This is a genomic window from Conexibacter sp. CPCC 205762, from assembly GCF_030646155.1.
Taxonomy (GTDB): domain Bacteria; phylum Actinomycetota; class Thermoleophilia; order Solirubrobacterales; family Solirubrobacteraceae; genus Conexibacter.
The window spans coordinates 1-11,383 of the sequence record NZ_JAUTDN010000016.1; the positions used below are offsets into that span (position 1 = coordinate 1).

Annotated in this window: 14 protein-coding genes and 1 riboswitch; of the genes, 8 read left to right on the forward strand and 6 right to left on the reverse strand. The window is 71.1% G+C overall.

The annotated features are described in order from the left end of the window. From Q7L73_RS14010 to Q7L73_RS14020, 3 genes are all read right to left on the reverse strand, one after another. Positions 1-280 (reverse strand): hypothetical protein (locus Q7L73_RS14010; RefSeq protein WP_304715575.1); only part of this gene is annotated, 280 nt, incomplete at its 3' end. Between the two features lie 203 nt (positions 281-483). Then, the gene (locus Q7L73_RS14015) at positions 484-1,305 is read right to left on the reverse strand and encodes a prolipoprotein diacylglyceryl transferase (protein WP_304696307.1); all 822 of its coding nucleotides are present in this window, start codon (positions 1,303-1,305) and stop codon (positions 484-486) included. A gap of 34 nt (positions 1,306-1,339) precedes the next feature. Beyond that, positions 1,340-2,548, reverse strand: a complete 1,209-nt coding sequence (locus Q7L73_RS14020; RefSeq protein ID WP_304696305.1) for a murein hydrolase activator EnvC — start codon at positions 2,546-2,548, stop codon at positions 1,340-1,342. Positions 2,549-2,766: 218 nt separating this feature from the next. On the opposite strand from Q7L73_RS14020, the gene Q7L73_RS14025 reads away from it, so the two are divergent. The 3 genes from Q7L73_RS14025 (at position 2,767) to Q7L73_RS14035 (ending at position 5,260) form a co-directional block, all read left to right on the forward strand. Beyond that, complete coding sequence (locus Q7L73_RS14025) at positions 2,767-3,687, forward strand: hypothetical protein (RefSeq protein ID WP_304715577.1); 921 nt, start codon at positions 2,767-2,769, stop codon at positions 3,685-3,687. Between the two features lie 98 nt (positions 3,688-3,785). Then, positions 3,786-4,676 (forward strand): zinc metalloprotease HtpX, encoded by an 891-nt coding sequence (htpX, locus tag Q7L73_RS14030; RefSeq protein ID WP_304691853.1) that lies wholly within the window; start codon positions 3,786-3,788, stop codon positions 4,674-4,676. An 11-nt stretch (positions 4,677-4,687) separates the two neighbouring features. Continuing rightward, positions 4,688-5,260: a hypothetical protein gene (locus Q7L73_RS14035; protein ID WP_304691854.1), complete on the forward strand. Its 573-nt coding sequence runs from the start codon at positions 4,688-4,690 to the stop codon at positions 5,258-5,260. Between the two features lie 66 nt (positions 5,261-5,326). On the opposite strand, the gene Q7L73_RS14040 is transcribed toward Q7L73_RS14035, so the two are convergent. From Q7L73_RS14040 to Q7L73_RS14050, 3 genes are all read right to left on the reverse strand, one after another. Further along, positions 5,327-5,605, reverse strand: a complete 279-nt coding sequence (locus Q7L73_RS14040; protein WP_304691855.1) for a hypothetical protein — start codon at positions 5,603-5,605, stop codon at positions 5,327-5,329. Further along, positions 5,602-6,396: a PspA/IM30 family protein gene (locus tag Q7L73_RS14045; RefSeq protein ID WP_304691856.1), complete on the reverse strand. Its 795-nt coding sequence runs from the start codon at positions 6,394-6,396 to the stop codon at positions 5,602-5,604. Before Q7L73_RS14045 ends, Q7L73_RS14040 begins: the two co-directional genes overlap by 4 nt. 92 nt (positions 6,397-6,488) lie before the next feature. Then, positions 6,489-7,133: a hypothetical protein gene (locus tag Q7L73_RS14050; RefSeq protein WP_304691857.1), complete on the reverse strand. Its 645-nt coding sequence runs from the start codon at positions 7,131-7,133 to the stop codon at positions 6,489-6,491. 36 nt (positions 7,134-7,169) lie between these two features. Beyond that, a riboswitch (cyclic di-AMP (ydaO/yuaA leader) is annotated at positions 7,170-7,315 on the reverse strand. A gap of 131 nt (positions 7,316-7,446) precedes the next feature. On the opposite strand from Q7L73_RS14050, the gene Q7L73_RS14055 reads away from it, so the two are divergent. From Q7L73_RS14055 to Q7L73_RS14075, 5 genes are all read left to right on the forward strand, one after another. Then, positions 7,447-9,024 carry a DUF3352 domain-containing protein gene (locus Q7L73_RS14055; protein ID WP_304691858.1) on the forward strand — a complete coding sequence of 526 codons (1,578 nt, stop codon included), beginning with the start codon at positions 7,447-7,449 and terminating at the stop codon, positions 9,022-9,024. Positions 9,025-9,115: 91 nt separating this feature from the next. Continuing rightward, entirely contained in the window at positions 9,116-10,306 is a 1,191-nt protein-coding gene (locus tag Q7L73_RS14060) for a cell wall-binding repeat-containing protein (RefSeq protein WP_304691859.1), read from the forward strand. After that, positions 10,303-10,581 carry a hypothetical protein gene (locus tag Q7L73_RS14065; RefSeq protein ID WP_304691860.1) on the forward strand — a complete coding sequence of 93 codons (279 nt, stop codon included), beginning with the start codon at positions 10,303-10,305 and terminating at the stop codon, positions 10,579-10,581. The genes Q7L73_RS14060 and Q7L73_RS14065 overlap by 4 nt, the downstream gene beginning before the upstream one ends. A 103-nt stretch (positions 10,582-10,684) precedes the next feature. After that, positions 10,685-11,176 (forward strand): hypothetical protein, encoded by a 492-nt coding sequence (locus Q7L73_RS14070; protein WP_304691861.1) that lies wholly within the window; start codon positions 10,685-10,687, stop codon positions 11,174-11,176. A 9-nt stretch (positions 11,177-11,185) separates the two neighbouring features. After that, positions 11,186-11,380: a hypothetical protein gene (locus Q7L73_RS14075; protein ID WP_304691862.1), complete on the forward strand. Its 195-nt coding sequence runs from the start codon at positions 11,186-11,188 to the stop codon at positions 11,378-11,380. Positions 11,381-11,383: the final 3 nt, after the last annotated feature.

Consider the following 11,383-nt stretch of genomic DNA (forward strand, 5'->3'; position numbering starts at 1 on the left):
CGCCCGCACCGGCTCCCGCCCCGCCCGCGCCGGCCGCCGCCGCGGCGCCGGCCGGCAGCGCGGACGCGAACAGCGGCTCGCCGGCGCCCGACAACGGCCCCGCGCCGGCGAGCCGCAGCCCGTCAGGCGCGACGACCGACCCGCTGCGCTGCGCGAAGTGGTCGGCCGGCCAGGCGCTGTAGGCGACGATCGCCGAGGCGATCGCGAAGATGCACGCCGCCGCCGCCAGCAGCGCTCCCGTCGTCCCGATTCCCGCGATATAGGCTCGTGTCGCCCGCATCCTGCTCCCCCGCCGCTCGAATCCCGTTTCGATACCCAGACGATCGACGGTAATGCGACAAACAGGATAAGAGTGCGTCAGGTTGCTGACAGCGCCCTCCTCCGATGAGCAGGATTGGGGTGGTTCGCACGCAGTCGCGGCACGTCGCCGCTCCGTCTCCTCCTCCGCGCGTCCAAGCGGCGCTCGCGCGCGCCGCGGGCCCGTCAGGCGGTCGCCGGGCGGCGGCCTCTGGCCGGCTTCGCCGGTCTTCTGGCCGGCGGCTCGTCAGCGACGAAGGAGCCGCCGTTGCGCGCGCGCATCACCAGCAGCCAGACGACGCCGAGCACGAACATGATCAGGCTCTCGACCTGCGCCGCCGTCATGAAGCCGACGACGCTGTCGTTGCGACGCGCGAACTCGACCAGGAACCGCTCGACGCCGGCGCCGATCAGGTAGATGCCGAACAGCGTGCCCGGCTTGAAGCGGTCGCGCAGGTTCCACAGCACGAACGCGAGCAGCCCCATCGTCAGCGTCTCGTAGATCGGCGTCGGCTGCACCTCGACACCCGGGTCGGTCGGCACCGAGCCGTGCGGATAGCCCATCGCCCACGGCAGGTCGGAGGCCTTGCCGTAGTCGCCGTCGCCGGAGACCTGGCAGCCGATGCGGCCGATCGCGTAGCCGAGCGGCAGGCCTATCGCCGCCATATCGGTCAGCGCGAGCGAGAAGAAGTTGCGCCACTTGGCCCAGATCAGCACGGCGACGACGCCGCCGATCAGGCCGCCGTACCAGATCAGCCCGGCGCCGCTGAAGAGGTTGCCGAAGACGTCGTCCTTGACCTCGTCCCAGTTCTGCAGCAGGAAGTAGCCGCGCGCGCCGACGAGACCGCCGATCAGCGCGACGAAGAGGATCTCGTAGGCCCAGTCGACCGGCTTGCCCAACTCCTTCAGCCGGCGCGCTATGACCGCCGCCCAGCAGAGGAAGTTGAGTGCGAAGAAGATCCCGAAGGTCTGCAGCTGCAGCCCGAAGACGTCGACCGATTTCAGCACTCGCCGAAGGCTACAGCGCCGCCGCCGCGGGCGGTCAGCCGAGGTAGTTCAGCGGCTGCGTGACGGCGCCGTTGATGCGCACTTCGAAGTGCAGGTGCGGGCCGAACGAGAAGCCGGTGTTGCCGGAGAGGCCGATGACCTGGCCCTGGTTGACGTGCTGGCCGACGCTGACCTGGATGACCGACTGGTGGGCATAACAGGTCGAGACGCCGCCGCCGTGGTCGATGCAGGTGTAGTTGCCGTAGCCGCCGTTGTAGCCGGCCATGATCACGGTGCCGCTGCCGCCGGCGTGGATCGGCGTGCCCTCGCCGACGCCGATGTCGATGCCGGGGTGGCAGTTCTCCCACGAGCGCGCCTCGCAGAAGGGCGAGGTGATCGGGCCGTTGACCGGCCAGATGAAGCGCCCGTTGCCGGCGACCTGGCCGCCGCTGGTTGCCGTCGAGGAGGGGTTCTGCGCGGCCTGGATGCGCTTCTGGATCTTGTCCTGCTGCGCCTGCAGGCCTCTGATGTCCTCGTTCAGGTGGCCGGCGCGCTCGCGCACGGTGCCGAGCAGCGCGCGGCGGTCGCCGCGGACGCGGTCGATCGCGTCACGCTTTCTCTCGACCGCGATGCGGGCGCGGGCGACCTCGTTGCGGCGCTGGTAGATCTCGTCGGCGATCGACTGCTGTCTTCTCTCGAGCGTGTCGAGCCGTCTCGTCTCGGTCGCCGCCTCGGCCTTGGCGTCTCTGACGGCGGTGATGATCGTCTTGTCCTGCTCGCCGATCCGCTGCAGGTAGGCGCCGTTCTCCAGCAGCTCCGCGAAGCCGTCGGAGGAGAGCACGACGCTGACCATGTCGGGCTCGTCGGACTTGTAGAGCTCGACGAGGCGGGCGGCGAGCGTTCTGCGCGCCGAGTCGAGGCGGGTTCTCAGTCTCGCCAGGCGGGCGCGCACGTCGCGCAGGTCCTCCTGGGTGGTCGCCAGCTCGCGGCGCTTGTCGTCGAGCTGGCCCTGGATCTGGTCCTGTCTGGACTGCAGCACGTCGACGTTGCCCTGCAGGCTGTCGATTCTCTTCGTCAGCGCGGTGATGTCACTGGTGAGCACGCGCGCTCTGCCGCGCACCTGGTCGAGCTGACCCTGCTTCTGCTCGATGCGGCCCTGCAGCCGGTCGACGTCGTCCTGCGAGTCTGCGCCGGAGACGACCGGCAGCATGACCCAGACGACCAGGGGCAGCAGAAGAGTGACGAGCAGGAGGCGGAGGCGCATGCAGCGGGCGAGTCTAGGTACGGCCGTCGCCGGACACCAAGCCCGGGGTCACAGTTATGGAACTGCCTGGCGACCAGCCCTGCGGCGGTTTGCAGGGGTTTCGACGCAGCTCAGGGTAGCAACGGCGCGTGCGCGCTGCGACATTGGTCCAGAAGTTGCAGAAATTCCCATTTCACCCTTTTGGTTGCCGCACGCGCGTGTGTAACCTCGCCAGGTCGATGGCACCTGACCGTGACTACCGTCGTTCGCACGGCTCGATCGGCGGCGATCTCAGCGCCCAGATCGAGTCGATCGTGCACGCGGCCGAGCGCGAGGCGCGCGCCGTCGAGCGGACGATCGAGCAGCGCCGCCGCACGGCCGAGGAGGAGATCGACCGCTACCTCGCCGCCGCGCGCCTGCGGGTCGATGCCGAGGCGGCCGCCCGCGCCGCGCGGCTGGAGTCGCTCTCCGGCGCCGCCCGCCGCCTCGCCGACCAGCTGTCCGACGCCGCCGCCGCGCTCAACGAGGAGCTGCAGCGCGACGAGCAGGAGCTGAGCGGCGCACTGCCGCGCACGCCATGGCCCGCGCCCGAGCCCGCCGCGCCCCCGCGCCCCGCCGCCGCGCGCGAGCCGTTCGAGGACGACGCCTTCGCCGCCCCGTCCGCCCCACGCGAGCCGTTCGCGGACGACGCGCTCGGCGCGCCGCGCTCAGCGACCCCGCGCGAGCCGTTCGAGGACGACGCCTTCGCCGCGCCGCGCCCCGCGGCGCCGCGCGAGCCGCTCGAGGACGACGCCTTCGCCACGCGCGACCCGCGCGTCGCCGACCCCTTCCCCGCGCACGAGCCGGCCGCGCCGCCGGCGGCAGCGCCACGGCCGACCTGGTCGCGTGCCGCCGCGCCCCCGGAGCCGGCGCCGCTGCGCGTCGCCCAGCCGCCCGCCCCCGCCGCGCCCACGCCCACCGCCGCTCCCGCGCCGACCGGCGAGCTGACGAACGCCGCCCGCCTCGTCGCGATCGAGATGGCCGTCGGCGGCGCCTCCCGCGCCGATGTCGACGAGCACCTCCGCAGCCGCTTCGGCGTCGAGGACCCCTCGCCGCTGCTCGACGACGTCTTCGGCGCCGAGTCGCACCCCGCCAGCCGGCTGGCGTGGGGCGAGCCGTAGGCCGCGCGCGGCCCCGTGTAGGCACCGCGGCGCTTAGGAGCGCCTGATGCGGACCTGCGATCATGAGCTGCGACCTGCACTTCAGGAGGATCGCCGCAATGCCCCGCCCATCGAATTTCGGCAAGGACACCGGGCTCCAGGTCCGGATGACGATGACGTTGTTCCTGCTCGGCCTCGTCTACGCCGTGCTGATCGGCGTGATCGTCGCCGCCAACGCGCTGCCGCTGCTGATCATCGTCGGCGGCCTGCTGGCGGTGCAGTTCTTCGCCTCCGACAAGCTCGCGCTGCACGCGATGGGCGCCCGCGAGGTGACGCCGCAGGAGGCGCCGCAGCTGCACGCGATGGTCGAGCGCCTGTGCGTGCAGGCGAACCTGCCCAAGCCGCGCGTCGCCGTCGCCAACACGCCGATGCCGAACGCCTTCGCGATCGGCCGCTCGCCGAAGAAGGCGACCGTCTGCGCGACGACCGGGATCATGGAGCTGCTCTCGCCCGCCGAGCTGGAGGGCGTGATGGCGCACGAGCTGACGCACGTGCAGAACCGCGATGTGATGGTGATGACGATCGCCAGCTTCTTCGCCGCGATCGCCTCCTACATCGTCCAGTTCGGCTTCCTCTTCGGCGGTGGCGGCGACGACGATGACGACGGCCCCGGCTTCTTCGTCGTGATCCTCGTCTCGATCGGCGTCTACATCCTCTCGTTCCTGCTGCTGCAGGCGCTCTCGCGCTACCGCGAGTTCGCCGCCGACCGCGGCGCCGCGATCATCACCGGCCGCCCGAGCGCGCTCGCCTCGGCGCTGATGAGAATCTCCGGCACGATGGACCGCATCCCCCAGCGCGACCTGCGCGCCTCGGAGGAGCTGGCGGCCTTCTACATCTTCCCGCCGCACGCGAAGAACTCGCTGATGAACCTGTTCTCGACCCACCCGCCGATGGAGAAGCGGATCGCCGCGCTGAGCCGCCTCGAGGCGCAGCTCCAGGGCGCCGCGTAGGGTTCGCCTCCATGGGCCTCTTCGACATCCTCACCGGCAAGCGCAGACTGGCGAGACCGGCGCCGGACCGCCTGTTCGCGATGACGACCGCGAACATCAAGTTCGAGATCGAGCTGGGGATCAGAACCCGCGGCCTCGCCGGGATCGTCTTCCAGCCGCTCGCGACCGCCGACTTCGACGGCATCGTGAGAGACATGATCGAGGTCGTCCAGGGCATCTCGGGCGACTCCGACACCGAGGTCGAGTCGCGCGACGACGAGTACCAGTACCGCTGGATCGTCCTCAAGGACAAGGACTTCGACGACCTCGTCGTCGGCATCAACGCCGTCAGCGGCGCGCTCGAGGCCGGCGGCTACGGCGACCGCATCCTCTGCGCCGTGTTCGCCTTCGAGGGCGCCGACGGCAGACCGCTCTACTGGATCTACAACTACAAGCGCGGCGCCTTCTACCCCTTCGTCCCCGCCGGCGGCGCCCAGCAGCGCAACAGCGAGGCCGAGCTGCGGCTGAAGGCGCAGGTCGGCGCCGAGCTGCCGATCGAGGCCGAGCTGGAGCGTTGGTTCCCGCTCTGGGGCATCCCGATCTGAGCCGCTGAAACGACGAGCGCCGGCCCTCTCGGACCGGCGCTCGGCACATCTCAGGTGTTGCGGCTGTCAGCCGGGGATCAGGCCCTCGCCGGTGAACTCGTGGCGCGCCTCTTCGTAGGAGGTGTCGGCCGGCGGGATGATCACGTCGGAGCCGTGCAGCTCGTCGGCCTCCAGCGGCGTGCCCTCGGCGCGGACGAACGCGACGATCTGGCTGAACAGCTCCGTGAAGCGGGCCTCGTCCTCGGCCTCCGCGGCCGCGACCGCGTCGTTGTCGAGCTGGTTGAGGCGATCCGCGGCGTCGTCGGCGAGCCTCCACTGGCCCTCGCCCGAGATGCGCACGATCATGCCGGCTTCTCCGTGCTCGCGCCGGCGTCGCCGCCCGCGGCGGGCGCGTCGCCCGCGCTCAGCTCGGGAGCCGGGGCGCTGCCGCCCGACAGCTCCGCCTTCAGCTTCTCCAGCTCGTTGTCGACCGCGCCACCGGCGCCGAGCGCCGCCAGCTGACGGTCGATGTCGTCGGTGCCGGAGCCGAGCTCGGTCAGGTCCTCGAAGGCACCCGCTCTCTCCAGCTCGTCGACCGCCTGCGCGCGAGCGCGCATGTTCTCGGTCTTGTCGAGCGCGCGCTGCATCGCGAGGCCGACGTCGGCCATCTCCTCGCCGACGCCCGTCGCCGCCTCGGAGATCCGCACCTGCGCCTCGGCCGCCGAGTACTGCGCCTTGACGACTTCCTTCTTGGTGCGGAAGTTCTCGATCTTCGACTGCAGCTTGGCCTGGTTGTCGACCATCGACTGCTGCTGCTGCTCGAGCTCGGCGATCTGCGTGTCGAGGCCCTGCAGCTCACCCTGGATCGCGGCCTTGCGCTCCAGCGCGGTGCGCGCCAGCGGCTCGTTGCCCGCCGCCAGCGCCTGACGCGCCTGCGTGTCGAGCTTGACCACCTGCTGCTCCATCTTCTGCGACTGGAGCTGAAGGCGCTTCTTGGACGTGACGACGTCCGCGAGGCCCTTCTTCACGTTCTGCAGCAGCTCCATCTGCTTCTGGTAGCTGTACTCCAGCGTCTCCGACGGATCCTCGGCTTTGTCGAGCATCTTGGAGATCTTCGCCTTGACGACGGTGGAGAAGCGCCCGGACAAGCCGGCCATCAGGATCCTCCTCTGGCAGGGTCGGTAGTCACAGCGTCAAGCCTATCGAGCGCGGCCTTCCGCCGAAGGGCGGCAGACCGTGCGACCGACGCTCAGTAGTTCTCGGGGTGGCGCGCCTTGAAGCCGCGCGTCGACCATCTGCCGGGGCGCCAGCGCGGCCCCTCCTCGCCCGGGCCGCTCGTGTCGAGCCGCAGGCCGGCGATGATCACGAAGGCGTGGCCGGGGTTGGTGTAGACCGTGATCCACGTGCCCTTGCCGGCATCGCCCCATGACATGAAGCTGGACGAGTCGAGCGGGCTGTCGAGCAGGTCGGCGCCGTGAAGCGCGTAGGAGACCGTGCCGGAGCAGTCGTAGCCGGCCGCTCTGAAGCTCTGGTGGCCGCCGCCGTAGATGTACGGCTTGTCGAGCAGTTCGTTCGCTGCCCAGACCGCCTCCTGGACCTCCGGCGGCGCGGCCGCCGGGGCGTAGGCGATGCCGCCTCTGAGGACGGCGCGGCTGCCGGGAACCGTCGGGCGCGCGTCGGCGGGGGCGACGCTGTCGAGGCCGGCGCCACCTGCGGCGCTGCCCTGCTGCTGCTGAGACTCCTGCACCTGCGGGGCCTGGGCGGGCGACTTCTTCTTCGCCTTTCTCGCCTTCTTGGCCTTCGCGGCTCTCGTCGACGTCTGGGAGCTCGGGACGCCCGCACCCCCGGCCTCAGCGGCGTTCGCCGCGGGAGCCCAGGTGGCCGTGACCGTCATGAGACCCAACGCGACCAGGGTCCGTGCGCGCAACAGAATTCCTCTTTCGTAGGCCTCCGGGGTTAGCTGTCGGGCTGGCGCGGAAAGAGCCGGCGCCTCCCACCGGACTGCGTGAGATTCGCCCCAACGACTTGGGTCCCCCGGTCCAGGGCTTCAGGCCCCGGATTCGGCGTTGGCGGGCATCCTAGGGAGGCGAGCGGCGTTACGTCAACCCTCAGCGATTGTGAAAATTCCCGCGTATTGCGGTCTGGCGTCGCCGACGACGCCTAGGATGCCGAGCATGGCTCTCTCTCATCTTTCCTTTAGGCGCCGGATGCGCCCGCTCGCCGTGGGCGTCGCGGTGGCGCTCAGCGCCACCTTCGCGGTCGCCTGCGGCAGCAGTGACGACGAGTCGGCGTCGTCGCCGACCGAAGGGCCCGCGAAGCTCGCTCCCAGCAGCGCGACCGCGTACGGCGAGGTGCTCGTGCGCCCCTCGGGCGACGTCGCCGAGGGCGTCGAGACGGCCGCGCGCCGGATGCTGCGCGTCACCGACGCCGGCGGCGAGCTGCGCAGACTGCTCGACGAGGGCTTCGCCGAAGATGGCGAGAGAGACGTCTTCAGCAAGCGGATCGACCCGTTCCTGGGCGACACGATCGGCGGCTTCCTGCTGATCGACACCGCGCAGCAGGTCGAGAACCCCGACGGCGCGGTGGTCATCTCCGTCAGAGACAGAGACGCCGCCGAGAGATTCCTCGACGAGCAGGAGTCCAGAGGCAGACTCGGCGAGAGAAGAACCTACGCGGGCGTCGACTACTGGGTCGAGGACGACGGCTCCAGCGGCGCGCTCGTCGACGACTTCCTCGTCGCCGGCACCGAGACCGGCCTCAGAGCGGCGATCGACACCTCCAGAGGCGGCTCGCTCGCCGACGAGAGCCGCTTCAAGGATGCCGTCGACGACCTCCCCTCCGACCGCCTCGCGTGGGCGTACGCGGAGCCGCGCGCGATCGTCAACGCCGTCCAGGAGGGGCTCAGACAGCAGGCGCAGCTGAACCCGAGCCTGAGCGCTCAGCTCGAGCAGCAGCAGGAGCAGATCGAGAGAACGCTCGGCAACGAGCCGCTGACGGCCGCCGTGACCGCGCGCGCCGACCAGGTCGTCGTCGACTTCACCTCCGCCTCCGCCGAGATCCCGCAGGGCGGCGACGGCGCGGTCGACCTCGGCGGGCTGCCGGGCGCCGCCTGGGCCGCGCTGGCGATCCCGCCGCTCGGCGACGCCTTCCTCGACGAGCTGAGACAGTCGGGCGACTACGACGAGGTCGCGAGACAGCTGAGAGCGGCGACCGCGCTCGACCTCGAGCGCGACGTCTTCGGCTGGCTCGGCGGCATCGGCGCCTTCGTCGGCGGCACCTCGCCGCTCGACCTCAGCGCCGGCATCGTGATCGGCTCGACCGACGCGGCCGGCTCGGAGAGATTCGTGGCGAGACTGGAGCGGCTCGCCGGCGCGATCGGCCTGCAGACGACGCCGACGACCGGCGCCGGCAGAGGCTTCCAGGTGCGGATCCCGGACTTCCCGCAGCCGCTCGCCGTGATCGCGCGCGACGACAAGGTTGTGCTCGGCCTCGGCGTCTCCTCGACGCGCGACGCGGTCGATCCGAGCGAGACGCTCGGCGACACCGAGCCCGGCAAGTCGGCGATCGCCTCGCTCGGCGACGGCTACGACCCCGCCTTCGTGCTCGTGCCGCAGCCGCTGCTGACGCTCCTGAGCGCGGTCGGCGTCGACCAGGACCCCGAGTTCCAGCAGGCGCTGCCGTACCTCCAGGCCTACAGATCGATCGTCGCCGGCTCCCGCAGCGAGGACGGCAAGACGACCGGCCGGCTCGTGCTGAACCTGCAGGATCCGGACGAGAACCCCTGATCGTCGGAAGGCGCACGTTCACGGCGCCTTCACCGAACGTTCACCGCCCACCGGCTCCGGCCGGTGGGCGGGGCTCTATCGTGCTGGGGGCATGTTGCGCCGTAGCCTCGCCCTCGCCGGTCTGCTGCTGCTCCTGCTGACCGGGCTCGCCGGCTGCGGTGGTGGCGACGACGACGGCACCGCCCAGAAGACGCCGACGCCGGTGATCGGCTCCAGCGGCGACCAGCCGGAGGCGACCGAGCAGCTCGGCTTCCCGGCCTTCGCGACGAAGAACACGACCCGCGTCGGCGGCGCCGACGCGGTCGCCAACGCCGCCGCCGCCGCGCGCGCCGTCTATCCCGGCAGCGCGCCCAACACGCAGCCGCCGGCGGTCGCGGTCGCCGACGCCGGCGACTGGCAGTCGGGCCTCGCCGCGGCCGTGCTGATGAGCAGCCCGCTGCGCGCGCCGCTGCTGCTGAGCGACGGCAGATCGCTGCCGCAGGCGAGCGACGAGGCGCTCAGAGCGCTGGCGCCGACCGGCGTCGAGTCGCTCGGCGGGATGCAGGTCGTGCGCGTCGGCTCGAACACGCCGGCGCCCGCGGGCATGCGCTCGACGACGATCGAGGGCGAGGAGCCGGCGGCGCTGGCCGCGGCGATCGACAGATTCCAGGCGAGCGCGAGCGGCAGACCGACGCGCAACGTGATGGTCGTCTCGATGGAGGATCCGGCCTTCGCGATGCCGGCTGCTGCCTACGCGGCCAAGAGCGGCACGCCGATCCTGTTCGTCAGACGCGACGAGGTCCCGGGCGCGACCTTCGCCGCGCTGCGCAGCCACGGCAGACCGCGGATCTACCTGCTGGGCCCGGTGCCGGTGATCAGCCAGAGAGTCGAGAGAGCGCTGAGAGGGCTCGGCACGGTGACGCGGATCGCCGGCGAGGACTCGGTCAGAAACGCGATCGCCTTCGCGCGCTACAGCGACGGCAGCTTCGGCTGGGGCGTCGTCGACCCCGGCCACGGGCTCGTCTTCGCCAACGACAGACGGCCCGCGGACGCGGCCGCCGCGGCGCCGCTGTCGGCGAGCGGCTCATACGGCCCGCTGCTGCTGCTCGACGACGCCGCGACGCTGCCGCTGCCGCTGGGCGAGTACCTGCTCGACGTCCAGCCCGGCTACGAGCGCGATCCCGTCCGCGGCGTTTACAATCACGCCTGGCTGATCGGCGACGAGACGGCGATATCGCTTCCCGTCCAGTCGCGGATCGACAGCCTTCTGGAGATCTCCCCCGTCAGAGCGAGCGCGCCGTGAGCAGATACGAGCACCCCGACCGCCTGCGCCCCGGGCGCGAGGTCACCGTCGATGACGTCCGTCAGCTGATGGGCGCCTCCACCCCCCACTTCGCCGGGCAGCTGCGCGAGCGCATCGCGCGCCTGATCAGAGGCCTCCCGGCCGACCACCCCGCGCGCGTCGAGGGCGAGCGCGAGCTGGCCCGCCTCGAGACGATCGCCTTCCACGGCGAGAACCGCGGCACCCCGGCCCAGCCGGGCATGCAGACGCTCGCCAGCGTCGACGACGCGGCGTAGCGCCCGCGCTTCCGCACGACTCTGCGCCGTCACTGCGACGGCGCAGCAAAATTTTCGCCGACGGCACTCGTCGGCGCCCGTTCCTGCCCCATAGTCGGTCGCGATGCCGTCCGCGCCCGACCACCCGCTGCTCGCCGTCAGCCAGCTCGCCTACGAGCAGGCCAACGCCGCGCTGGCGCGGCAGCAGGACACGCTGCACGCGCTCGCGGGGCGCGCAGTCATGCTCAGCTCGGCCAACGCCGTAGCGGCGTCCTTCTTGACCAGCTCGACCATTGCTGTCGGCTCGCTCGGCCCATTCACCTGGGCTGCCCTCGCCGCCTTTGCAGTCGCTCTGATCATCACGCTGTCTGCCGCGATTCCGCCCCGCCGAGTTGAGAATCCACTGCGCGCGACCGTCCTCTTGGAAGCTGCGGCACACGATGCGCGTCTTCGTGACCCGGGTGCCGCGCACCGGGCAGTTGCACGCCATCTCGACGCCAGCCACCTGCGAAATCAGGCGTTGATCGCCCGAATTGCGACGTCTCTGCAAATCGCCTTCGCTTTCATTGGCGTTGCAGTACTTTGCTGGGTAGCGGATCTCGCCGTGAGGGGATAGGTTCGAACGATGCGACAGTTGCCGCCCAAGTACGACCACGATGTGATCGAGCGCGAGACCGGTCTTCCCAACCCAATGTGGACGGACGCCGATTTCGCATGGCCGAACGGCACGCCACGCGAGCGGATCGTGCGCGCTGCGAAGCGCGCCGCGCGCTGGCTGCGGCAGGTTCGAACAGCGGCCAGCGGCCGGGCGGTCGGATAGGGT

Coding starts and splice junctions, on each gene's coding strand:
- Q7L73_RS14020 (WP_304696305.1), bottom strand. CDS start 2,548: ATGCGCCTCCGCCTCCTGCTCGTCACTCTTCTGCTGCCCCTGGTCGTC.
- Q7L73_RS14025 (WP_304715577.1), top strand. CDS start 2,767: ATGGCACCTGACCGTGACTACCGTCGTTCGCACGGCTCGATCGGCGGC.
- htpX (WP_304691853.1), top strand. CDS start 3,786: ATGCCCCGCCCATCGAATTTCGGCAAGGACACCGGGCTCCAGGTCCGG.
- Q7L73_RS14035 (WP_304691854.1), top strand. CDS start 4,688: ATGGGCCTCTTCGACATCCTCACCGGCAAGCGCAGACTGGCGAGACCG.
- Q7L73_RS14040 (WP_304691855.1), bottom strand. CDS start 5,605: ATGATCGTGCGCATCTCGGGCGAGGGCCAGTGGAGGCTCGCCGACGAC.
- Q7L73_RS14045 (WP_304691856.1), bottom strand. CDS start 6,396: ATGGCCGGCTTGTCCGGGCGCTTCTCCACCGTCGTCAAGGCGAAGATC.
- Q7L73_RS14050 (WP_304691857.1), bottom strand. CDS start 7,133: ATGACGGTCACGGCCACCTGGGCTCCCGCGGCGAACGCCGCTGAGGCC.
- Q7L73_RS14055 (WP_304691858.1), top strand. CDS start 7,447: ATGCGCCCGCTCGCCGTGGGCGTCGCGGTGGCGCTCAGCGCCACCTTC.
- Q7L73_RS14060 (WP_304691859.1), top strand. CDS start 9,116: ATGTTGCGCCGTAGCCTCGCCCTCGCCGGTCTGCTGCTGCTCCTGCTG.
- Q7L73_RS14070 (WP_304691861.1), top strand. CDS start 10,685: ATGCCGTCCGCGCCCGACCACCCGCTGCTCGCCGTCAGCCAGCTCGCC.
- Q7L73_RS14075 (WP_304691862.1), top strand. CDS start 11,186: ATGCGACAGTTGCCGCCCAAGTACGACCACGATGTGATCGAGCGCGAG.